This is a genomic window from Labilibaculum filiforme, assembly GCF_002843315.1.
Taxonomy (GTDB): domain Bacteria; phylum Bacteroidota; class Bacteroidia; order Bacteroidales; family Marinifilaceae; genus Labilibaculum; species Labilibaculum filiforme.
The window spans coordinates 12012-35580 of sequence record NZ_MVDD01000019.1 but is presented as its reverse complement, the minus strand read 5'-3'; the positions used below and the strand labels follow the sequence as shown (position 1 = coordinate 35580).

Annotated in this window: 18 protein-coding genes; 7 read left to right on the top strand and 11 right to left on the bottom strand. The window is 35.2% G+C overall.

Going from position 1 to position 23569, the window contains the following annotated elements:
• Positions 1-246 precede the first annotated feature (246 nt).
• The 4 genes from BZG02_RS17510 to BZG02_RS17495 all read right to left on the bottom strand — a co-directional run bounded on the left by BZG02_RS17510 (position 247) and on the right by BZG02_RS17495 (position 5846).
• A complete protein-coding gene (locus tag BZG02_RS17510) occupies positions 247-1170 on the bottom strand; it encodes a 3-phosphoglycerate dehydrogenase (protein WP_101263052.1) in 924 nt (307 codons plus the stop codon).
• Positions 1171-1318: 148 nt separating this feature from the next.
• Positions 1319-2395, bottom strand: coding sequence for a 3-phosphoserine/phosphohydroxythreonine transaminase (gene serC, locus BZG02_RS17505; RefSeq protein WP_101263051.1), 1077 nt, complete (start codon positions 2393-2395; stop codon positions 1319-1321).
• Positions 2396-2832: 437 nt separating this feature from the next.
• Positions 2833-3936 carry a glycine cleavage system aminomethyltransferase GcvT gene (gene gcvT, locus BZG02_RS17500; RefSeq protein ID WP_101263050.1) on the bottom strand — a complete coding sequence of 368 codons (1104 nt, stop codon included), beginning with the start codon at positions 3934-3936 and terminating at the stop codon, positions 2833-2835.
• 152 nt (positions 3937-4088) lie between these two features.
• Positions 4089-5846, bottom strand: coding sequence for a PD40 domain-containing protein (locus BZG02_RS17495; protein WP_180335772.1), 1758 nt, complete (start codon positions 5844-5846; stop codon positions 4089-4091).
• Positions 5847-6179: 333 nt separating this feature from the next.
• Here BZG02_RS17495 and BZG02_RS17490 point away from each other — a divergent pair, with 333 nt between their 5' ends.
• The 4 genes from BZG02_RS17490 to BZG02_RS21375 are packed head-to-tail and all read left to right on the top strand — an operon-like array spanning position 6180 to position 8955.
• The gene (locus tag BZG02_RS17490) at positions 6180-6635 is read left to right on the top strand and encodes an Hpt domain-containing protein (RefSeq protein ID WP_101263048.1); all 456 of its coding nucleotides are present in this window, start codon (positions 6180-6182) and stop codon (positions 6633-6635) included.
• Between the two features lie 23 nt (positions 6636-6658).
• Positions 6659-7009, top strand: coding sequence for an STAS domain-containing protein (locus BZG02_RS17485; RefSeq protein ID WP_180335771.1), 351 nt, complete (start codon positions 6659-6661; stop codon positions 7007-7009).
• A 9-nt stretch (positions 7010-7018) separates the two neighbouring features.
• Complete coding sequence (locus BZG02_RS17480; RefSeq protein WP_101263046.1) at positions 7019-8581, top strand: fused response regulator/phosphatase; 1563 nt, start codon at positions 7019-7021, stop codon at positions 8579-8581.
• Between the two features lie 56 nt (positions 8582-8637).
• Entirely contained in the window at positions 8638-8955 is a 318-nt protein-coding gene (locus BZG02_RS21375) for a PQ-loop repeat-containing protein (protein WP_101263045.1), read from the top strand.
• 50 nt (positions 8956-9005) lie between these two features.
• Here BZG02_RS21375 and BZG02_RS17470 read toward each other — a convergent pair whose 3' ends face one another.
• The 5 genes from BZG02_RS17470 to citD form a co-directional block, all read right to left on the bottom strand.
• Entirely contained in the window at positions 9006-10079 is a 1074-nt protein-coding gene (locus BZG02_RS17470; RefSeq protein WP_101263044.1) for a [citrate (pro-3S)-lyase] ligase, read from the bottom strand.
• 181 nt (positions 10080-10260) lie between these two features.
• Complete coding sequence (locus BZG02_RS17465) at positions 10261-11652, bottom strand: triphosphoribosyl-dephospho-CoA synthase (RefSeq protein WP_101263043.1); 1392 nt, start codon at positions 11650-11652, stop codon at positions 10261-10263.
• A gap of 87 nt (positions 11653-11739) precedes the next feature.
• Positions 11740-13299, bottom strand: coding sequence for a citrate lyase subunit alpha (gene citF, locus BZG02_RS17460; protein WP_101263042.1), 1560 nt, complete (start codon positions 13297-13299; stop codon positions 11740-11742).
• A gap of 30 nt (positions 13300-13329) precedes the next feature.
• Positions 13330-14202, bottom strand: a complete 873-nt coding sequence (locus BZG02_RS17455) for an HpcH/HpaI aldolase/citrate lyase family protein (protein ID WP_218972291.1) — start codon at positions 14200-14202, stop codon at positions 13330-13332.
• A gap of 23 nt (positions 14203-14225) precedes the next feature.
• Positions 14226-14513 carry a citrate lyase acyl carrier protein gene (gene citD, locus BZG02_RS17450; RefSeq protein WP_101263040.1) on the bottom strand — a complete coding sequence of 96 codons (288 nt, stop codon included), beginning with the start codon at positions 14511-14513 and terminating at the stop codon, positions 14226-14228.
• Positions 14514-15383: 870 nt separating this feature from the next.
• Here citD and BZG02_RS17445 point away from each other — a divergent pair.
• Complete coding sequence (locus BZG02_RS17445; protein WP_101263039.1) at positions 15384-17660, top strand: GH92 family glycosyl hydrolase; 2277 nt, start codon at positions 15384-15386, stop codon at positions 17658-17660.
• 203 nt (positions 17661-17863) lie between these two features.
• Here the strand turns inward: BZG02_RS17445 and BZG02_RS17440 are convergent, their stop codons facing one another.
• Both BZG02_RS17440 and clpB read right to left on the bottom strand, forming a co-directional pair.
• Positions 17864-19297, bottom strand: a complete 1434-nt coding sequence (locus BZG02_RS17440) for an ADP-dependent glucokinase/phosphofructokinase (protein ID WP_101263038.1) — start codon at positions 19295-19297, stop codon at positions 17864-17866.
• A gap of 238 nt (positions 19298-19535) precedes the next feature.
• Positions 19536-22127, bottom strand: a complete 2592-nt coding sequence (gene clpB / locus BZG02_RS17430) for an ATP-dependent chaperone ClpB (RefSeq protein WP_101263036.1) — start codon at positions 22125-22127, stop codon at positions 19536-19538.
• A 265-nt stretch (positions 22128-22392) separates the two neighbouring features.
• Here clpB and BZG02_RS17425 point away from each other — a divergent pair, with 265 nt between their 5' ends.
• Positions 22393-22806: an OsmC family protein gene (locus BZG02_RS17425; protein WP_101263035.1), complete on the top strand. Its 414-nt coding sequence runs from the start codon at positions 22393-22395 to the stop codon at positions 22804-22806.
• Positions 22807-22969: 163 nt separating this feature from the next.
• Positions 22970-23551, top strand: a complete 582-nt coding sequence (locus tag BZG02_RS17420) for a peroxiredoxin-like family protein (protein WP_101263034.1) — start codon at positions 22970-22972, stop codon at positions 23549-23551.
• Positions 23552-23569: the final 18 nt, after the last annotated feature.

Genomic DNA, 23569 nt, shown 5'->3' with positions numbered 1-23569 from the left:
CTCAAACTCAAAGCAATACTTTCACCAAACCCTCCCTCTAAATTTAAGGCAATTGAATTGGCTGCTCTTCGAAATTGATTGGTTAAACCAAAAATTCATCCTTCGAAAATCTTAAAGTGAGTACATATACCAAATCAATAAATACTAATGATTTTTGATACCCCTTTACATCTTCAAAATCGAATGTCGCGATTAGTAATTTCAGTTAACTCATTAACTCACATCTCATTTACTCAATCTATCATACTACTTATTTACCCGGTATGTTTCGTCTCCATTTTTAATGCAGTTCACAATTTGATTTGCACCAGCAATACCAGCATTGATATTTGCCTCAGCAGTTTGTGCACCCATTTTCTTTGGAGTAAAGAAGAATCGACCTTGGAATTTAGCTTCAATTTCCTCTTTGCAATCTGGAGCAATATCCGAAATGTAAGCAAAATCCTTACGAGCATCCATTAATTGAATCAAACCGGCCTCGTCAATCACTTCTTTACGAGCTGTATTTACAAGTACCCCACCTTTAGGCATCTTGTTCAACAAATCGAAATTGATTGAATTTTTTGTTTTATCATTTGCAGGAATATGAAGAGAAACATAGTTACAAGTGCTGTATAATTCCTCCACAGAATCTAATACTTTCACTCCATCAGCTTCAATGGTTTTCTTAGCCACAAATGGATCGAAAGCATATACTTCCATTCCAAAACCTTTGGCTATTTCGCCAACGTAACGACCTACATTTCCATAAGCATGAATACCGATTTTCTTTCCGCGCAATTCTACACCAGCGCTACCGTTGAAACCTTTTCTTGCCAAAAATACCATCATACCAAAAACCAACTCAGCAACAGCATTTGAATTCTGCCCTGGAGTGTTCATTGCTACAACGCCATTTTCAGTACATGCCTCCAAATCGATATTATCGTATCCTGCACCTGCACGAACAATTACTTTAAGTTTTTTAGCCGCTTCAATTACTTCCCTTGTAGCTTTATCGCTACGAATAATCATTGCGTCAACATCGGCAACTGCCGCTAACAGGTCTGCTTTATCAGTATAAGATTCCAACAAAACCAATTCGTAACCAGCACCTTCCACAACAGTTCTGATACTATCAACAGCTGCAGGAGCAAAAGGTTTATCGGTTGCAATTAATACTTTTGTCATTTTATTTGATATTTGAATTATGAAAAAATAAAATGTCATTGCCAGCCAAATCGAAGTAATGAATACATTACTTTAGTCGTTCCTCGTGCACCGAATGACAAATAAGCAGGAGATGGATTTCGCCATTCCTGCTCATTTCCTATTATAATTATTTTACGTGAATGCTTTTGAATTCTTTCATGCAATCAACTAATGCCTGTACGCTTGATTTTGGCAAGGCATTGTAGGTAGAAGCACGGAAACCACCAACTGAACGGTGTCCTTTAATTCCTGACATCCCTTTTGCGGTAGCAAATTCGTAGAAGTCTTTTTCCAATTCTTTATACTCGTCATTCATCACAAAACAGATATTCATTAATGAACGATCTTCTTTGTTAATAACGGTTCCTTTAAACATTGGATTACTGTCAATCTCGTTGTAAAGCACTGCTGCTTTATCTTCGTTTAGCTTTTGCATTGCCGACACACCACCTTGTTCTTTGATCCACTTCAAAGTTTGAAGAGCTGCAAAAACAGGAACAACTGGAGGAGTATTAAACATTGACTCTCCATCGATGTGTGTTTGGTAGTTCAACATAGTAGGAATCTGACGATCTACTTTTCCAAGAATTTCATCTTTTACAATTACAAAAGTAACACCTGCTGGAGCAAGGTTCTTTTGAGCACCACCATAAATTAATGCATACTTTGAAACATCAACTGGACGAGAGAAAATATCAGATGACATATCAGCTACCAAAGGAACGTTAACGTCTAAATCTTCTTTAATCTCTGTACCGTAAATAGTGTTGTTAGTTGTAATGTGAAAATAATCCGCATCAGAAGGAATTTTATATCCTTTAGGGATGTAGTTGTAAACTGTATCTTTAGAAGATGCTACTTCTACTACTTCACCAAATAGTTTTGCTTCTTTTAAAGCTTTGTTTGCCCAGGCACCTGTATTAAGATACGCTGCTTTTTTTCCTAACAAATTGTAAGGAATCATGCAAAACTGAGTGGAGGCGCCACCACCAAGAAACAAAACCGAGTAACCTTCAGGAATACTCAATAATTCCTTAAACAAAGCGATAGCCTCATCCATTACTGCAACAAATTCTTTGCTACGGTGAGACACTTCCATCAAAGAAAGACTTGTTCCGGCAAAATTTTTAATTGCTTCAGCTGTTTTTTCAACTGTAAAATCAGGAAGAATTGAAGGACCTGCAGAAAAGTTGTGTACTTTCATTTTTTCAAACGTTTTAAATTTTTGTATTATTCCATATCCTGAGGCAAAATTGCAAATAAAAATTTATTTTAAGATGATTTTATCCGTTTAAATGTATGTTTTAAAACAAATAATTAACCCTCTTATCCCCCTTCATATAGATTAATATTTACGTTCTGAAAAACAGAAACTTAACCTGCAGAATTTTTTACTTATTATTCATTCACGCGATGGTGTTTTTTCCAGAAAATCCAAATATTTGGATTGTTCGGAGTAATCTTTGTGAATTTAAATGGCAAAAAGAAAAATCAAATTCAATTTTTGAAATTAATCTCCTTTAAAAAACCTTTTCAAATATAAGGATTTATGTTTGAAAAGACCCAAGCCTTAAATGAAAAACAAAAAAAAGGCAGCTACATCAACGGTAACTGCCTTTTGTTAGTTCAATAAAATTCTATTTACGCTTTGTAAAAAGGAATTTTTGTGATTTTAGCTTTCACGGCTTTATTACGAACCCGAATAAAGATTTCGGTATCAACTTTATAAAACCCTTCTTTAACATACCCCAAACCAATTGATTTCCCAATCATTGGAGCCATTGTTCCTGAAGTAACTTCGCCAATTTCATTACCTTCAGCATCTTCAATTTTATATCCATGACGAGCAATTCCTCTGTCAATTAATTCAAAACCTTTCAATCGGCGCTTAGGTTTCTCTTCTTGTTGTTTTTCAAAAAACTCACGATCGATAAAGTCATTTCCCTCTACAAATTTGGTAATCCAACCCAAACCTGCTTCAATTGGCGAATGATCGTCATCAATATCATTTCCGTACAAACAGAAACCAACCTCTAAACGCAAGGTATCACGAGCTGCCAAACCAATTGGTTGCAATCCAAATTCTTTACCTGCTTCCATTACGGCATTCCAAAGTTTTACTCCATCTTTGTTGGATACGTATATTTCGCATCCTCCTGAGCCAGTATAACCAGTAGTAGAAAAAATAGCATTTTCGATACCTGCTATTGTCACTTTCTGGAATGTATAATACTCCATATCTTCAATAGGACGATCAACAATTTTCTGCATCGCTTTCAAAGCCAAAGGACCTTGCACTGCCAACTGACATATTTCATCCGAAGCATTATAAAGTTCGGTTCCAACGGTTAACCCCATTTCGCTGGCATTCTTCACACACCAATTCCAGTCCTTTTCAATGTTTGCAGCATTCACAACTAGCAAGTAAGTCTCTGCATCCATGCGATATACTAACAAATCATCAACAATACCACCTTTTCCATTCGGAAAACAAGTGTACTGCACTTTACCATCAGCAAGTACGGATACATCATTAGTGGTTAGTTTTTGTACAAAACTAAAAGCTTTTGGACCTTTCACCCAAAATTCTCCCATATGAGAAACATCAAAAACCCCTAATTTTTCGCGAACACATTTGTGCTCATCGTTAATTCCGGTATATTCAATAGGCATATTGTACCCAGCAAATGGTGCCATTTTCGCACCTAATTCTTCATGAAAGTTTGTGAATGCAGTTCTTTTCATTTGTTTACGTATTTTGGGCAAAATCTTCAAGTAATCATAAAAAGCACTTCCTTTTTATTGAAGATTTACCTGAGAAAAAAGTTATTAAATTATGTTTGCGTTAGCTTCTGCAAATGTAAAAAATTTTCTCAGATATCGATTGCATTAGCACATTAGTTTGCCTCAAAAGGTCTTCTTGCAATTCCCAATCGATAACCACCTTTAAACAAAACAACAAAAGCATCCTTTACACCACAGGCATCTCGATATTGGGCCGCCTCCTTAAAAGTTAAAAACCCGCCAATAGTATATTTATGCCAATTTTCTACAAATAAGTGATCAATAACATCACCTCCTTTATATCTACTAAAAAGATCGTTAGGATTCATTTCCTTTCTTGAAGCTGCTATTTGAACTCTGTAAACAAAATCCTCCTCGACCAACTCTTGTTTAACAGGTGTTTCTGGCAATACAACCGTCTCGCTATTTAAATTTGCAAGCGGAAGAGAAAGCGGAACATCAATTTTTACTTCAGGAATAAGTTCAGCAGGAATTTCCGGTTCCTCTACTTCAGCTACCACTTCCTCTTTCACTACAGGTTCGGGTTGCTTATTGCAATAAATATCAAATCCTCCTTTGCCTCCGCTACGCTCGGATGCAAAATAGAAATTACCATTTTCATCTTCAGAATAAGTAATATCATTAGTAGCGCTATTAATTGGAAATCCCATATTTTGTGGGCTACCCCAGGATCCATCCTGCAAACGATCAGATTGGAAGATATCGTAACCACCCATACTATTGTGTCCTTTCGAGCTAAAAAACAACTTAGAACCATCCGCACTTACAAATACATCTCCTTCATCGAACTCTGTATTGATATCCCCACCTATGTTTATTGGCTTGGACCATTTTGAATGCAAGTCTTTCTTGCAATAATAAATATCGCAATCACCAAATCCTCCTTTACGATTACTCACAAAATAAATTTCATCGCCCGATAGTGGCAAACTTGCCGAACTTTCGCGAGAATCTTTTTCATTAATAAATTTTATTGCCTTCCCTAGTTGCCATTTACCCTTCACTTTTTCAGCAAAAAATAAATCCCCTAAGCCAGAATCGCTACTATAAAATACGAAGTGCTCCTTGTCAAACTTTGCTAATAATGTAGAATTTACATTTTCGCTCCAATTATTTATTTCTTTATTAACCTCTTTTATCGATAGATTATTTGTTGAAGATTTAAATAGTTTCTCAAAGAACTTTTGATCTTCTGGCGATCTACTATCTTTTTCCACTCCTCTGCGCGAACTAAAAAACAAACTACTATCTATAATTTGAGGATTAAATTCATCAAATTCTGAATTCACATTCCCTTCAACAAGTTTTAAGTTTATATCTATGCTATTTTCTAACAAATCTCGACCATTTCGGCATTCTTGTATGTGTTTATCACTAATAGGCAAAAGCTCTTGATGCTCTTTATATTTCTTCTGTTGAATGACTTCCTTATTCATTTTAAAATGAATAATTGCATCCGAAAAATTATTCTGATACTTATAAGCAAGACCTATTAAAAAATGAATATCAGCACTAATTTCGGCATCTTCGGTCTGGGCAGCAAGCAAATAAGACAGCGCCTCTTCTTTGGGACCTGCAATTAAGTAACAAACACCAATATTATAATTTAACTCAGGGTTATAATTGTTTAATTTGTGAGCGTTCAAAAACAGATTTAAACTCTGCGCTACATATCCTATCCCTTTTTGATAAAGATCTCCCGCCTCTTTCACCTGAGCAAATTCAGACCTCCTATCAGGCACATTATCAATGAATTCAGATTTTTTAACGGACAATAATTCTTGCCCAATTATATTCCCTGATACTAAAAAAACAAATAAAAAAATAGCAGTAGTAGACTTCCAGATCATAGACATTTGGCTCTAAGTTGTGTTCAGATAAATTCCTTAAAAAACAATGTTACGAGAAAAATAATCTTTTGTTGAGCTTAATTGAAATTATTAATGAAGCAAACAATAGTAAACTTATAGAATTATAATCAACAAATATTCAGTAAATACGAGGATTTAAAGCACTAACAGAATAAGTAACGCAATAGGTAAATTAAAAATAAATTAGTATTATTGCATATGCGACAATCAAGGTTTTACTCTTTATTTAGCCTATTATTTCTTAGGAAATAAAAATTGAATTTACCATTACAGATAAACAAAAGTTAAATCGAATAAGCTTATTCCTGCTGAATGACTAAAGGTGAAAAAATTACTGATCTGTCCTATTTAAGGGAAATGTCGGGAAATGATAAAAGCATCATTGGTGAAATGATTGATATATTTCTGGAACAGATACCAGAGTTTGAAGAAGAAATTGCTAGAAGTTTAAAAGTTCAGGATTGGCAAGATTTAGGTGCCATTGCACACAAGGCAAAATCATCGATGCGAACCATGGGAATGGAAAATTCGGGAGATTGTTTGGAACAGTTGGAACATTTTTCAAAAGGAAATTTAAAATTTGAATTACAACAAAAAAAAGAAAAAGGCATTGAATTTAATCCTGAAGATGAAAAAAACTGGAATAATGTAAAAAGCGAAACCATGAATGACATTGAGTTAAAACACATTCCCTTATTAGTGGAGGAGTTTTTAACACAATGCCCTTTAGCAATAAACGAATTAAAAGAAACCTTAGAACAACTATAGTACTGAAACCATATTTTACCGCTATGAATATTGAAACCAAACTGGTGAACTCTATTACAATAATGAAATTAGGAGAAACCAATCGTTTATATGCCCTTAATGCAAATATTGCAAAGGAAAAAATGAATGAATTTTTATCTCAACCTAAATCCAAATTAATTGTTGATTTTGACGGAATTAGCTTTATCGACAGCTCTGGTTTTGGAGCACTTTTATCGGCCCTTAAAACATCGAAAGAGCATAAAAGTTTTATAAAACTTTGCAATATCAATAAGGATGTGATGGAATTAATTGAACTAATGCAATTAGATTCTATTTTTGATATTTCGCACGACCAAACCTCTTGTGTCAACAGCTTTTCATCAGTAGAATAGCTTACTGAGATGGCAAAAGTTTCGCCAAATATACTAGTCGTTGATGATGATATCGTTGTCCTGAAATTTATTGAGTTTACTCTAAAAGGATTAGGTTACCAAACCGTTCTTGCAAAAAATGGCATAGAAGCTTTGGATAAGTCTAAAACGCAGCATTTCGATCTTATTATTTCGGATTTATACATGCCATTAATGGATGGTAACGAACTAATTAAGAGATTAAGACAAACACCTGAATACCAACACACGCCTTTTATTTTTCTTTCAGGAAACAACGAGGAAGATACCTGGATTAAAAACATAAATGATGGTGCTGATGATTTTATCACCAAACCAATCAAACAAAAAATCTTCATTTCGAAGATCAAATCTCATTTAAAGAAAGCTTATTTAAGAAAAGATATCCTTGATGGTGCAAGAAAAGATGATATCAGCTTCGAAAAAGGAAATTTGATTTATTGTGCCAACAGAATAAAACCATTTCCACTTCCAAGAAAACATCTCAAAACCAAAATTACTGCCGTTTATACCGACTCGGACTTTTTCATGGCACTGCAGGATACCAATACTTGGGGTATTATAATTGATGACAAGGCTGACTGGGCTATAGCTATTCTAGATAAGATAACAGAAATTGTATCGAATCATATTCCGATAAATATCTTGGTTTCGGATGCCAATGATATGGAAAAGCTAGAAAAACTATTACGATCTAAAATAAGTGGTTTCCTTTTCAAAAATCTAAATCCTAAACTTATTATCCACCAAATTAATTCGAATGTTCAACGCGAGCACGATTTAAAAACCAAATATTTAAACGCACTTAACTCTGCAGCAAAACGATCTCCTATTCGCTTCGAAAATGAATTTCAAGATACCATACGAGATTACAACATTCAAATTCTTCATCAACCATACGATAAATTACCTGGAGGGGATTATTACGAAATTATTGATGTAGATCAGAATAGAAAAATTTTAATTATGGGCGATGTTATGGGAAAAAAATGGGATGCATGGTTCTTTGTTCCCGCCTATATCGCTTATATTCGAAGCACTATCAATTTTTTCGTAAACCGGCAGGAGCTTGATTTCGTTGAATCGCCGGGTAAATTTCTCGATGTGATTAATGAATATCTTTTTAGAGACATTCAACTTACCGAAGTATTCACAACTCTAAGTATAATTTCACTCTGTACTTCATCCAACAAAGTTAGTATTGCTTCGGCAGGAGCTCTTCGCCCTTTTCTTTACGATGGAGTAGAAAAAACTATCTCCCAATTAAATATTGTAGGAACCCTATTGGGCGTTGTAAAGGAAGGTAAATATCGAAGTCTGGTTCACGAATTTAATAAAGGAGATAAACTATTCTTTTATACCGATGGATACACCGAAGCTGTTAATGACAAAACCGGTGAAATGATTGGCGATGAAGCGATGTTCTACATTCTTGACAACAACAAAGAAAAAGAAGTTATAGAACCTAAAGATGTAGAATTGGAACTAACCAAAATCTACAATGTATCGAAGTTTGATGATGACCGCACCTTATTGTTGATTCAAAGAAATTAGGCAATTTTCTTATATTTCTGCTTTTTTTGTTCATTTTTGCATGAAAATACAACAACATGCAAGCAAATGAACTTATTGGATGGCTTGGAAGCATACTTTTTGCAATTTGTGCTCTACCACAAGTAATCCACACATTTAGAACAAAAAAAACAGATGACCTGAACGAACTATTTTTATGGCTTTGGTTCTGGGGAGAAGTGTTTACTCTATGCTATATTTTCATTGATGATTTAGCCAGTAAAAACTATCACATTCCACTGTATTTCAACTATATATTTAACCTGCTATTGCTTTTTTATTTGATATTTGCAAAGTATAGTTACAATTCAAAACCTACTACACTTTCCATAATCAGAAAAAGAATAGGCTTTTAATATTACGAAAGATAAAAAAAGGTCGGATGATAATCATCCGACCTTTTTGTTTAATGCCTGGAAACTGTATTTCTTATATTCTCTAAAATTGTTGCAGACTCCTCCGACAACAAAAACTTCCTTGTTGAATCGGGCAAGAAATCCAGAATATCACTCAATCTATCCTCCCGAATCGCCAGTCTTACTTTCGATGCCGAAATGTAATTATCAGCACTACCTTGAGTGATTCTAGGAATCTCTAATATCTCCACCCCATTAGTCGGCAAATACTTAATCATAGCCTCGTTATAAGCTGCAGTAACCGGAGAATACATTTCAGTACCAACATATCTTCTGTTGATATTTAAAATTGGGACGATATAATTTAGAAAAGTAATTACATCCAATTCAGCCTGCTTCGCTGCAATATCACACTCTTTCTCTTCTTTTAAAAAATAACACGGGAAAATGGTTCCTGAAACCACATAATTTCCCCCTTTTACCATCACTAGATTTTTAATATGTCCCAGCTCCTCCTCAATCAACCTCCATCGAATATCAAAAGTAAATGCTGATCGATCCTCTTCGACCACAAATAAATATACAACTCGATTTTCCGCGCAAGCCTTTTCTATTAAGAATTTATGCCCCTTTGTAAATGGATTACAATTTACTACGATAGATGCAATGCCCCCTACGCTCACATCTCTTTTTATCGATCGTAAATAATCTTGATAAGTTTTAATATTCTCATACCCAAATTCCAAAACAGAAAAAAGAGGTTCTGCCGTCGCAATTTCGGTAAATCCTAAGCCCTTAAAAACCTCTAAATTGCGTGGTTTTGTATAAACAAAAATATGTTTATGCTCGTTAATAACCAATTCGATTAAATGAGTTACGATTTGAGCAAAGGCTGCTCCTTCTCTAAATTTTGGAGAGACTGCAACGTATTTCAGCACTCTCCCTTTATACGACCCGGTTCCTATTACCTCCTGATTCAAATTATAAAGAATCATGGTGTAATCAACGTCTTCAGGATCGAATTCAAAACCCAATGGCTCCATAAATTCTGAGACCAGTTTTATATCAAAAGGATTTTGTAAGTCCAAAGACTCTTCCCTATAATCTGTATTCTCGACTCCCATCCTTATTTGTTAGTTTTAGTAGTTTATTTGTGTGATTAACTTCATTTGTTTCAATATTCAATAATATGAATTTCAGAACAATTCCTCTCTTCTATTTATATGTTATGAAAGGTATTTACAGGTGCATAAAGTATGACAAATGTTGTTTTATTATTCGACTGCTATTTGTATTGAACCAATTCTAATTGTATTTTTTATTCACCATATAGATAAAAAAAGTAACCGCTAGTAAATCGGCAGAACCACCTGGAGATATTTTATTCTCTTCGCAATAATAAACTAAATCCTGATATTTTGCACTAAAATATTCAGTCTCATAGAGATTAAATGCCTGCTGAGCAATATCCTTTAACTCTTTAAGTACTTTTTCTCCTTTACGATACAAAATATTACTATCGTTGTTGTGTACAATTAATAGTAACAAAGCTTGCAGCAATCCATTCTTAATAAGCTCATTGCTTGCTATAGTCATATTATCGAAATGAGAACTTAAAACAGGAATTGCATAATTAAAAACACAAGGCAATCCAGCCTGAATTTCGCCTCGAATTCCTTTCCCTTTATTTCCAAATTTCTCAAAACACTCTTCTCCATGTGTTTTTTTATTGCTGTATAGTTTCTTTCCCAACTCCTTCTCCACCAAATTACCATTTAGCTCCTTTATCTGATTAACAAACGAATGGTAAGAAAAGTTTTGATTGCTGATTAAATTAGCACTTACAAACAGCGAAAAACCCAACAAAAAGATCGCTCCCTTATGCGTATTAACGCCACAAGTTTCCATGAACATATCCTCTTCCATTTGCAAACCAATCTGTCTTAACTTTGGCAGAGCATTTTTACAATTCTCTGATGAATAGGCATAACCGAATTCAGCAATTTCTTTAAAATAGACAGACAATACAGCACTTGAGTTTAAAAATGTTGAAAAATCCATATCCGAATGAGATCCATTGGAAAAACGATCCACCAATCCAGGCTTAGGTGAAAGAGAAACCTCATGAAGAATTGCTTTTAATGCAAATGCCGACAAATCTTTACACACTCTATTTTTCCTTTTTTCCTGCAAAAAGTAAGAAATATCATTCGCAATAACCTTTCTCATTTCTTCATATTTGTGCGTTTGCATTCTCATGCAAAACACGGCAGGATGTAGCTTACAAAAATAGCAGATCTTGGCTTTTTCAGATGAAATAGGATTGCCTTTTTCATCTGTAATATCAACATCTATAAGTCTGCCTAAAGAATGTTCTGATTCGTAAACTTCTGCAATCTCTTTTATTTTAATTGCAGAAATTTCTTTACTCAGAATAGGAACTAAATAAAAATCCCCCGCTGCGTCGCAAAGGGTAATTTCTCTTTTTTCATCAATAATAATTCGATAAGAAAGTAAAAAGCGCTTTAAATCAGATAAACAATCTAAAAAAAACATATTAATCTGATCGTTCGATTTTGGAATACCAGGAATATTAATAGTTAGACTTAGCGAAACATCACCCTTTTCGGCTAACTTCTGCCTCTCTTTCGACCTGTTATCTTTAGCCTCTAAAATTTCTCTTACTACTTTCTCCATTTTATGTGCTTCCTGTTTACAGATACACCCTAAATGTTCTTAACAAATAGGGTGTAAACTATTTCATATGCATGAACCAAGCTTAGCTTAAGAGAGATTCTTCACATTATATATAACATCAATAATTGTTCCATCGCGATATTCAACCAAAGCTACAATCTGATCTCCTAATTGCTTTTCGGCTGGTATTCCCGTCATTTTTTCCACTTCCTCCTTCAGGTCGCGGATATCGACTACCTTTACCCCAGCTTCCTTAAGCTTCGCGGCCAAATTTGGTTTCGCTGGATTAACACATACGCCTCTTTCAGTTACAATAACATCAACACTTTCGCCTGGTGTAACAACGGTGTGAACGCGATCTTTTACAATTGGTAAACGACCACGAAACGAAGGACAAACAACAACTGTTAGGTTTGCTCCCGATGCGGTATCAGAATGTCCTCCCGAAGCACCTCTAATTTCTCCCGATGAACCAGTAATTACATTTACATTGAAATCTACATCTACCTCCAATGCTCCTAAAACAACTACATCCAACTTATTAGTCATGGATCCACAGTTATTTGGATTTGCATATTGATCGCAGGAAATCTCGATATGATTTGGATTATTTAATACCGATGAACTTACTGCGGCATCAAAAGACTGCACATCAAAAATAGAATGGAATAAACCCTCGTTCAACATATCAACACCATAGGAAGTTACTCCACCTATCATGAAACTACCGATTATGCTTTTTCGCTTCATATCTTCGCGAAGAAATTTGGCAACTGCCAATGAAGCACCACCAGCACCAACCTGAAACGACATGCCGTTTTTGAACAAACCTGAATGTTCGATTACAGTTGCTGCTATACGTGCAATACGTAAATCCATTGGCGAATTGGTAATACGAGTAGTTCCCGAAGCAATTTTTGTTGCATCACCAATACTATCCACTTTTACCACATAATCGATAAAATGTTGACGCACTGTAGAAGGAATACATGGATACTCTACCAAATTATCGGTAACAACAATTACGTTTCTAGAGTATCGGGCATCAATATCAGCATATCCCATAGATCCAAAAGCGGATGGTCCATGAGCACCAGTTGCATTTCCTTCTTCATCGGCTGCAGAAGCTGCTAATACCGACAAATCGGGTTTAATTCTTCCAGTTAAGAAATCGCGCACGCGACCACCATGCGAATGAATAATTGCAGGATATTTTAACTTTCCAACTGATATTGTATCGCCTAAAGCACCACGAATACCCGAAGTAAATATTCGAGTAATCATTCCTTTTTCGACGTAAGGAACTAAGCCATCGTGAGCCGAGGTAAGAGAAGAAGATGCTAAGGTAATATCCTTGATCCCCATCTCATCTAATATTTGAATGGCTTTCATCAACACACCATCTCCACCTCTTAAATGGTGATGACAAGTAACTGTCATTCCATCAAAAGGCTTGCATTTTTTAATCGCTTCTTCCAAAGTTTTACAAAGTTTGGATGCATGCGGTTTTTTAGCCTTAAGGGTTCTCGAAATATTTGTTGATGGAACTTCATCTTCAATAATACTTTTCCAAACTCCCTGGAAAGGTTCAAGTTTCCCAAGGCCTTCTATATATTCAGGAATTTCAACTCCTATTGCATTTTTCATTTGTCTACGTTTTAAATCTAAGCTTAAAAACTAACCAGCATTCTTTTCAATTTCTTTCAAATCTATTTTGGCAAATTCCAAAACCGTAATTGCTCTTTGAACAACCGGAGCATCTACCATTTTGCCATCAATTGCAAAAACTCCAATGCCAGCTTTTTTATTTTTAATATACTCAGAGTAAACACGATACGCTTTACGCACCTCGTTTTCGGTAGGGTTAAACACCTCATGAACAACATCCACCTGACGTGGATTAATAAGTGCTTTTCCTGCAAAACCTATTTTTTTAATATATTCAGTTTCCTCACGCAAACCTTCATCATCGTTCACATCAGCAAAAATAGTATCTAAAACGTCTAAATCGTTGGCTTTTCCAGCCATCACAATTCGTTTACGTGCATAATCGATTCCAACACCATCTGGTGTTTTAATGATTCCCATATCAGCAGTTAAATCCTGTCCTCCAATAGTAATAGCATCGATTCTAGGATCGGCAGTTGCAATATCGTATACATTTGCAACTCCTTTAGCCGTTTCAATCATCACATGAATAGTCATGCTTGGATTCTTAATGCCATGTTCTTTTTCGATGCGTCGAACTTCTTTCATAAATTCCTTAACATCGGCAACCGTTTCCGTTTTTGGAAAACGGATATTATCTGGTTGCAAAGGCACGATTTCCTCCAAATCTGTCAATCCAAACGGAGTATGAAAATTATTTACACGTACACATACTTCGGTATCGTAAAAATTAACTGTTTTAAGCATGTTGCGAACCAATATTCTCGCAGCATCCTTCTGATTTAAGGCCACTGCGTCTTCTAAATCGAGAAGTACTGCATCGCAACCATAAACTCCTGCTTGTTGAATCATTGCCGGGTTATTACCAGGAATATACAACATTGAACGTCTTTTTTTCTTTACCATTACATTGTCCCCTCCTGAATACCTAAAGATCGTTTAACTGCTGTTTCAACTCGTGCTTCAATTGTCTGAGTTAATGCTCCTTTATCCTTAGCAATAAGGTGAAGATCCTTAACTTGAAGCGTATCAAGTACTTTGTTTATTGTAGCTTTAATATCAGCTTCGAACTGTAACATTACAGTAGAAGAGATATCAACTTTGCGACCAGAATCTTTTTCAAGAGGTTCTATTAGAATCATAATATCGCTTGATTCAAAAGTTCCGGCTTGCGCTTTAAACTTGGGTGTCATTGTTAGTAGATATTTGTTAATTAGTTTTTGTGTGATATGTATTATTTGCTACTGCAAATTTTGGTGTCTTTCGATACAATTCAAAGCACTTTCGGGTATTTTTACCTGAAATCTTTAGTGTTATAAAACACCTATTGGAAACGATTGCAAATCAACCTGTTATTAATCCAACTTAATTTCGTAAGTATTTATATATCTTACAATTTGATTTCCTAAAGCTTTATTTTTATCAAAGAAACATTTACAACAGAAACTCCTCATCAGAATTTTTTTCCTTTTAAAAGTTTTAAAATTGGGAGTAAAGGTAATTTGAATAAAAAGATAAAAAAAAAGATCCTGCTTATTTAGAATAAACAGGATCTACTTGTTAGTGATTAGTTAGTGGTTAGTAAGAACTCATCAAATAAATGATGAGCAAAAAAAAGTGTGATTCCATGTGATTACAAATGGTATTTTTCGTTTTTCTCACAAAGAATTCACAATATAAGTGTAAATATTTGGTTTACGCAAACGTTTTCATCTTTTTCTCACTCAATACTACCCATTTTTCTTTTATTCCGAATAAAAACAATCCGAATACCATATTTAAGGCTAAATATTATAAAAATTCACCTCTTTACTAAAACCAATATCCATATTGAAACCTATATTTCTCTGAAGAGAAATATTTAAATAGTTTTACAAACTTAAATTTAGCGCAAAAATTATTTCGTTTATCGAACACAAGTCAATTACCTGATTATAGGAATGCTAAACGATACAATTACTATTGATTAATAATTTAGTTTATCAAGTTAATCTACAATTAAATTAAAATTAATTGCTTTCGTATATTTTTGAACCGAATTTATTACACAGAATACGTTTTTCATGAAAAAAGTAACACTACTACTCTCTCTACTTTTCTCTTTGACTCTATTTGGTCAAAAGAGCGTTGTCGACTATGTCAATCCAAATATCGGAGGCATCGGTCATATGCTAGAACCAACAATTCCGTTGGTGCATCTTCCCAACAGTATGATGCGAATATCCAAAGAACCGAAAGGATATCAAAGCGAAAAAATTACCCATTTTCCATTCTCTATTGTTTCTCATAGAAAAGGAACAATCGGAAAATTCATGATTTCACAGAATCCTACTTCGCCTAGAGCTGAAGATTGGGAGTCCTATTACGACCATGATCAGGAAACAGTAAGTCCCTATTACTATTCGGTTCTTTTAGAAGAATCTGACATGCAAATGGAACTAACTGCAAGTGAGCATGTTTCCTTCTCTCGATTTACTTTTACAAAGGATATGCCTGCCAATTTATACTTACAGAGTAGAAATAATGGAGAATTTCATATTTCCCCAAAAGAGAAAACGATTACGGGATTTGATATGATTACTGCTGTTGATGGTGTTGATCTTGAACATCCTGTAAAAGTATATTTTGCCATAAAATTTGACCAAAACCTATCGGAATATGGTACTTTAGACTCAAATAAATTAAACTCAAAAAGTAAAAAAATCTCAGGAAATCAAATTGGAACTTTTTTTAGATTTGACGATACTTCGAAACCACTACAACTAAAAATAGCGGTTTCGTATATTTCGACTAGTGAAGCTGAAAATCATCTAGAATCTGAAACACCAGATTGGAATTTCGAAAAATATAAAGAATTGCATAAGCAGATATGGAACAAGGCTTTAAGTAAAATACTTGTAAAAGGGGGAAGTGAAGACCAGAAAACAGTTTTCTACACAGCATTGTACCGCTGTTATGAAAGAATGGTGAATATTTCTGAAAACGGCAAATACTTTAGCAATTACGATCAGAAAATACATTCCGATAATGGTGTTGATTTTTTTGTTGACGACTGGGTTTGGGATACTTACAGAGCCACGCATCCATTAATGCTTCTTCTTGATCCGGAAAACCAAAGCAAAAAAATAACTTCCTACATTAAAATGTATGAGCAAGGTGGTTGGATGCCATCCTTCCCTTTATTTACAGGCGATCATACCTGTATGAATGGAAATCATGCCGCTTCGATTATTACAGATGCTTACTTTAAAAATATACGAGAATTTAATGTCGATAAAGCATTTGAAGGCCTAAAAAAGAATGAACTAGAAGCTACCATGTTGCCATGGAAAAACGGTCCTGCCACAGAATTGGATACTTTTTATCACAAAAATGGCTTTTTCCCAGCCCTTAAACCTGGCGAAAAAGAATGGGTAAAAGAAGTACATAAATGGGAAAAACGCCAAGCTGTAGCTCTAACATTAGGTCATAGTTACGACGATTGGTGCATTGCTCAACTAGCAAAGGATTTGAATAAAAAAGAAGACCTACAACTTTTCTCAAACAAAGCAAATAATTATAAAAACCATTTTAATCCCGAAATAGGATTTATGGCTCCTAAATCGGCAGATGGAGAATGGATTCAACCATTTGACCCTAAATTATCGGGCGGATTGGGAGGAAGAGATTACTTTGCCGAAAATAATGCCTGGACCTACACTTGGGACATTCAGCACGATATTGCCGGATTAATAGATTTAATGGGTGGAAATGAAAAATTTAACACCAAGCTGGATCAGCTATTTGTAGAACCATTCGGGATTCCTAAATGGGATTATTGGGATATTTTTCCAGATGCAACCGGCTTAACCGGACAATTTATAATGGGAAATGAGCCTAGTTTGCATATTCCCTATTTGTATAACTATTCGGGAGCTCCATGGAAAACACAAAAAAGAATTCGCTCCCTTATGGAAGTATGGTACACCAATTCCCCTTTTGGGATATGCGGAGATGAAGATGGCGGTGGTTTATCGGCATTCTATGTTTTTTCGGCTATGGGATTTTATCCGGTAACACCAGGCGTACCAGAATACAATATTGGTAGTCCGGTATTTGAAGAAATTACAATGGATTTAGGGAATGGCAAAAAGCTAGAAATTCAAGCTAAAAACTGTTCTGCAAAGAATAAATACATTCAATCGGCACTATTGAATGGCACAGCATTAGATGGTCCTTATTTTGAACACTCCACTATTATTGAGGGAGCAAAATTAATTTTAGAAATGGGTCCAAGACCAAATAAAACATGGGGAACCAATCCAAAGTTTCTTCCCTATTCGATGAGTAATACCAATTAGCATTTTGATATTTAAATAGGATAAAGATTAGTTAGTTAGTTAGTGATTTAGATTAGTAAGAACTATTCCACACAAGTAGTTCAAAATTTAGCCCCGAAGTACCACCGGGGCTATTTTTTTCCCTATTCTGCAAAAAAAGGAAGTTCCAAAACCATCTAATTTCGAATCTTCCTTTAGTCATAAGTAGTATATTTCTTTTTGATCTAACGAGCGCCAACCAGTGATACCGAAGATATCGTATCTCCCATACCTACCAGCGTAACAGGCTTTTCAATTAATATAGTTGGAACTGCAATAATTTCCAGTTTCTCATTACTAAAAATCCCCGTTTCCATTAATTCATTTGCTCCAAATAACTTAGATACAGTTTCCGAAAGACTAGATAACTCTTTTAAACCAACATCGGACACTTTATGATCTTTAGCCCAAAGTAAAACCTCTTTTTTATCGATAGCTCCTGTACCTGCTTTAGCTGCTGCAACAGTAGCCGCTAACTGCATTCCATCTCTATTCTGAATAGGAGTCACTTTAAATTCTTTTTTCTGAAGAGTTAGATACAAACCAAACATATGCAATTGCATTCTTGAGCATTTCGTATATTCATATATTTTCAACATTCCCTCAAACAAGTTCGAACTATTTGTATTTTCCTCACATTTCTGTGCCAATTCATCCTCACCTATTACTTCTAAAATATCAATTAATTCGCGTTCGTTAAAACCCAAACTATCAACACTTTCCACCAAACTATTAATTAAATACTTACGAATAACTTTATCCTGAGTTGATGCAACTTCGAGATGCAATAGACTTTCAGGACAAGATTCTCTCCATTTGGCAATCATTGCTTTCGAAAAGTCGATTCTTTCAACTCCTTTTGTTCCATCATGAAGAGTTTCGTGAAGCATTTGATAACCTGATAAAATGATGTATTCTGGATTGATATCTTTTTGCGACATTCTGTTTGCAAAATTCTCGTCGATATGCAATTTAAAATTTAATGGATCGTAAGTAGCAATAAAACGGTTTGCTTTCGGACATACAAAAGTTTCACCATTCAAGCTGATCGAATCTCCCTTATCAAATTCAATAATCCAATGAATTAAGGCTAAATCGGAAGAGCGATCCACTTTAGATGCCTGCTTAATTTCACCCTTTTCATCATTAGTTAACAAATTTGGCAAATCTAAAAACAATTTAGATTGATCTTTAGGAGCAGAAGCACAATGCACGTAAACTGAGTTTACACCACATACAGCCATTACATTGGCCACAATACCTCCTTGGCCTCCCATTTGCATTTTATCGTAGCCAACATGCTTGTTAAGCCATTCAAAAACCTCTACATCCTCAATCAACCACTCTTCGGCAATTCCATTTTTAAAACAATTCAGAAACCCCCTTATTGCATCCTCCTTAGAACGAATACTATTTTCACCATCAGCAAGAATCAAATCTATATCCAGCTTGTTTTCGGCGATTAGCTTTTGAATGCCTGCACCGTTTACTTTAATTACAGCATCAACATTGGCATTAAAAGCGCTAATTAATCCATTAATTTTGCCCATTTTTTGCAACTGAGCTGGTGCTGTTTTATAATTTTCAAGCCACTTGCTTTTTAATTCTATCGAAGACATTTGTTCCTATTTAAGAGTTACAATACTAGTTTTCAAAACTTATCAATTAACAAAGAAATTGAATTAAATTTCAATTTATAAAAATTGCTTCTGAAAAACAGCAAAAAATCTACGCAATGGTTTGAAATAATAAAGAAATAGTAAAAATCACCACTAAATTTTCCAGTTCCCATACTTTTCGATAAAAAAAACCTGCTCACAATGTAAGCAGGCATACTATTTTAAATCAATTTGATAGTTACTGATTTCGAAAAACCAAACCTTCCTCCTCCGCATCGATTAAAATACGTTGATTTGGCAGTATGCTTTCCGACAAAAGTTGCTTTGACAATTCGTTAAGCACCTCTCTTTGCAATACTCTTTTAATTGGACGAGCACCAAATTGCGGATCGAACCCAACATTACCAAGATAAGCAACAGCCTTTTCGCTCAATTCAATACTAATTTCGTTTTTTAATAGCATCACCTTTACCATCTCAAATTGTAAGCGAACAATCTGTTTTACCTCTTCTCTGTCTAAAGGAGTAAACACAATAGTTTCATCAATACGATTTAAAAACTCAGGACGAATGCTTTTCTTAAGCAATTCGAGGACTTCATTTCGGGCTTCCCAAATTAATTCTCCTCTATTATTCGCATTCATCTTCGCAATTTTTTCCTGAATTAGGTGAGAACCAACATTCGAAGTCATGATGATAATGGTATTTTTAAAATCAACCACTCTACCTTTATTATCCGTTAATCGTCCATCATCCAAAACCTGCAATAAAATATTGAAAACATCGGGATGCGCTTTTTCGATTTCGTCGAGAAGAACCACCGAATAAGGTTTTCTGCGAACCGCTTCGGTTAATTGTCCACCTTCATCGTAACCAACATATCCCGGAGGCGCTCCAATTAATCGTGATACCGAATGACGTTCCTGATATTCCGACATATCGATTCGAGTCATGTAGTTCTCATTATCGAACAGAAATTCGGCCAATGCTTTCGCCAACTCTGTTTTACCTACTCCCGTTGTGCCTAAAAAAATGAACGAACCAATTGGTCGTTTCGCGTCCTGCAATCCGGCTCTACTTCTACGAACAGCATCGGCAACAGCTGCAATTGCCTCCTCTTGTCCAACCACACGTTTATGAAGTTCAGTTTCTAAACCGAGCAATTTTTGTCTTTCGCTTTTCAGCATTCGATTCACCGGTATTCCCGTCCAGCGAGATACGACATAAGCAATATCTTCACTTCCAACCTCTTCTTTAATCATAGCATCGGAATTCTGATTAATTTTCAGTTGTTCGTTCAAACGCTCGATTTCCGCCTCTACTTCTTTAACTCTGCCATAACGAATTTCAGCCACTTTGGCATAGTCGCCTTCCCGCTCCGCTTTTTCTGATTCGAACTTCAGATTTTCTAATTCCTCTTTATTCTTCTGAATACCATCAATCACCTCTCGCTCGGCTTCCCATTTTGCACGGTACTTATTGCGCTCATCATTTAGTTCAGCGATCTCGCGTGATAAATCTTCCAATTTCTTGATATCACCTTCCCGCTGAATTGCCATTCGCTCAATTTCCAATTGCTTGATACGTCTTTCAATTTCGTCCAGCTCTTCAGGCAAGGAATTCATTTCAATACGTAATTTTGCAGCAGCTTCATCAATCAAATCAATTGCCTTATCGGGCAAAAACCGATCTGAGATGTATCGCTGAGAAAGCTCCACAGCTGCTATAATTGCCTCATCTTTAATTTGAACCTTATGATGATTCTCATACCTTTCCTTTAATCCACGAAGAATGGAAATTGCGCTTAAAGTATCGGGCTCGTTCACCATTACCTTCTGAAAACGCCTCTCCAAAGCTTTGTCTTTTTCGAAGTATTTCTGATATTCATCTAAAGTAGTAGCACCAATTGCTCTCAAATCTCCTCTTGCCAAAGCCGGTTTTAAAATATTGGCTGCATCCATCGCACCTTCGCCTTTTCCGGCACCAATCAAGGTGTGAATTTCATCAATAAACAGCACAATGTCTCCATCCGATTCTACCACCTCTTTCACCACAGATTTAAGACGCTCCTCGAATTCTCCTTTGTATTTTGCACCTGCAATCAGTGCTCCCATATCCAAAGAAAAAACCTGTTTGTTTTTCAAATTATCCGGCACATCGCCTTTCACAATTCGATGCGCTAAACCTTCGGCGATGGCAGTTTTTCCAACACCTGGCTCTCCAATTAAAATTGGATTATTTTTCGTTCTCCTCGATAAAATCTGCAGTATTCTCCGAATTTCCTCATCACGACCAATAACCGGATCTAATTTCCCATTTCTAGCCCTATCATTTAAATCAACAGCGAATCGTCGCAAAGAGTTAAAAGTATCTTCAGCCGTTTGAGAATCGACCTTTGCTCCTTTTCGTAGTTCAGTGATAGCCACCGTAAGATCCTTCTCATTAATTTGATTATCCTTTAATAGGCTTGAAATTTGATCCTTCCCTTTTAAAAGGCCTAATAAAATATGCTCAAGCGAAACGAACTGATCTCCCATTTTTTTGGAAATATCAGTTGCTGCCTGCAAAACATTGGAAGCATCTCTGGATAAATAAGCTTCACCACCACTTACCTTTGGATAACTTTCCAAAATCTGATCGACCACTACGGAAAAGTGCTCCACATTAACTCCCATCTTCTTTAAAAGAAAATTGGTAATATTCTCCCCTTCCACCAAAACACCTTTTAATAGATGCCCTGTTTCAATAGCCTGTTGTTGTTTTCCTGCAGCAATTTGAAATGCTTTTTCAATTGCTTGTTGCGATTTGATTGTAAAATTATTGTAGTTCATACCTTTTGTTTTTACTACTTTATTTTTTGCAATATGACTAATTGCAATTCGAAGCTAGTCGTTCAAAATATTTGCCAAACCTATCATTTGATCAACAGATAGAAAAAATGTCTGAATAATTAAAAAATACCTGTCAATTTGACATATTATCAATTACTTAACTGAAAACATTTCTGATATGCTGTTAAATAAATAAAAACATTAGTTACATCTACATAATTATATATATTTACAAGGTAAAATATATAACAAATAAAAATACAAGATGAAAGCGACTACAACTTGGACAGAAGGCTTAGCCTCTAAAATCACCAATAATCGAGGACACGAAGTGATATCGGATATTCCGAAAGAAAAAGAAGGAACAGATACCGGAGCAAGCGCATTAGAATTACTTTTAATGAGTTACTCGGGATGTGTGAATACAATTTTCAATATCGTTGCAAAAAAAATGAGAATTGACTTTACTGCTCTTGAAGTAGATACTATCGGATCTCAAAAAGATGATGCGCCCACCTTTACTGACGTAGAAATTGAATTAAGAATTGAAACGGAAGCAAGCGAAGAAAAAATTAACAAGTGCTTGGAACAAACTTTAAAAACATGTCCGGTAGGTATTTTATTTCACCAAGCTGGCGTAAACACCACTTATAAAATTAAAAAATTACAAAAAGCATAAGTTGCTACTAAATCAGTAGTCTAATCCCTTGTTTGCGCAAGGGATTTTTTTTTGCAATTATCGCATTAACAAATCATTAACGCCTCTAAAACCATACAGTTGTTTGAATAGTGAAAAATAAAAGAGTAATTTGTATTTTATTATTAATGATAACACAAGCAACATGAAAAAATTATTCACAGCAATACTATTGCTGATTAGCTTTATAAGTTTTGGACAAAAAGAACAAAGTAGCATAGTGGCTGGACAAAAAGCGCCTATGTTTAAGGCTATAGATCAAAATGGAAAAACAATTATAAGTGATGAAATATTAGAGAACGAACAGTTAATTGTGGTCTTCTACCGAGGACAATGGTGTCCGCTGTGCAACAAGCACCTTTCTCACCTACAAGATCATATTAACGATTTTAAACAAGCTGGTGCGCGATTGGTTGCAATAAGCCCCGAAATTACTGTGAATGTAGAAAAGACAATAAATAAAACAAAGGCTAGCTATTCTATTCTTTACGATGAAAACAGCAAGATAATGAAGCAATATGGTGTCGATTTTGTATTGCCCGAGCAATTACAGGAAAAATACAAAGGATATGGTATTGACCTAGCCGTTGCCAACGGAAATGATACCCAAACACTTCCTGTTCCTGCAACTTATGTAATTGGAAAAGATGGCATTGTGAAATACGTTCAATACGATCCCGATTACAAAAACAGATCGAATGCTGAGGAAATTTTGAAACATTTGTAAAACTTTACCGAAGAAAAA

Bases quoted from the DNA above. Each gene is read 5' to 3' on its own strand.
- BZG02_RS17510 (WP_101263052.1), bottom strand. From the start codon at position 1,170: ATGACAAAAGTATTAATTGCAACCGATAAACCTTTTGCTCCTGCAGCT.
- serC (WP_101263051.1), bottom strand. From the start codon at position 2,395: ATGAAAGTACACAACTTTTCTGCAGGTCCTTCAATTCTTCCTGATTTT.
- gcvT (WP_101263050.1), bottom strand. From the start codon at position 3,936: ATGAAAAGAACTGCATTCACAAACTTTCATGAAGAATTAGGTGCGAAA.
- BZG02_RS17495 (WP_180335772.1), bottom strand. From the start codon at position 5,846: ATGATCTGGAAGTCTACTACTGCTATTTTTTTATTTGTTTTTTTAGTA.
- BZG02_RS17490 (WP_101263048.1), top strand. From the start codon at position 6,180: ATGACTAAAGGTGAAAAAATTACTGATCTGTCCTATTTAAGGGAAATG.
- BZG02_RS17485 (WP_180335771.1), top strand. From the start codon at position 6,659: ATGAATATTGAAACCAAACTGGTGAACTCTATTACAATAATGAAATTA.
- BZG02_RS17480 (WP_101263046.1), top strand. From the start codon at position 7,019: ATGGCAAAAGTTTCGCCAAATATACTAGTCGTTGATGATGATATCGTT.
- BZG02_RS21375 (WP_101263045.1), top strand. From the start codon at position 8,638: ATGCAAGCAAATGAACTTATTGGATGGCTTGGAAGCATACTTTTTGCA.
- BZG02_RS17470 (WP_101263044.1), bottom strand. From the start codon at position 10,079: ATGGGAGTCGAGAATACAGATTATAGGGAAGAGTCTTTGGACTTACAA.
- BZG02_RS17465 (WP_101263043.1), bottom strand. From the start codon at position 11,652: ATGGAGAAAGTAGTAAGAGAAATTTTAGAGGCTAAAGATAACAGGTCG.
- citF (WP_101263042.1), bottom strand. From the start codon at position 13,299: ATGAAAAATGCAATAGGAGTTGAAATTCCTGAATATATAGAAGGCCTT.
- BZG02_RS17455 (WP_218972291.1), bottom strand. From the start codon at position 14,202: ATGTTGTATATTCCTGGTAATAACCCGGCAATGATTCAACAAGCAGGA.
- citD (WP_101263040.1), bottom strand. From the start codon at position 14,513: ATGACACCCAAGTTTAAAGCGCAAGCCGGAACTTTTGAATCAAGCGAT.
- BZG02_RS17445 (WP_101263039.1), top strand. From the start codon at position 15,384: ATGAAAAAAGTAACACTACTACTCTCTCTACTTTTCTCTTTGACTCTA.
- BZG02_RS17440 (WP_101263038.1), bottom strand. From the start codon at position 19,297: ATGTCTTCGATAGAATTAAAAAGCAAGTGGCTTGAAAATTATAAAACA.
- clpB (WP_101263036.1), bottom strand. From the start codon at position 22,127: ATGAACTACAATAATTTTACAATCAAATCGCAACAAGCAATTGAAAAA.
- BZG02_RS17425 (WP_101263035.1), top strand. From the start codon at position 22,393: ATGAAAGCGACTACAACTTGGACAGAAGGCTTAGCCTCTAAAATCACC.
- BZG02_RS17420 (WP_101263034.1), top strand. From the start codon at position 22,970: ATGAAAAAATTATTCACAGCAATACTATTGCTGATTAGCTTTATAAGT.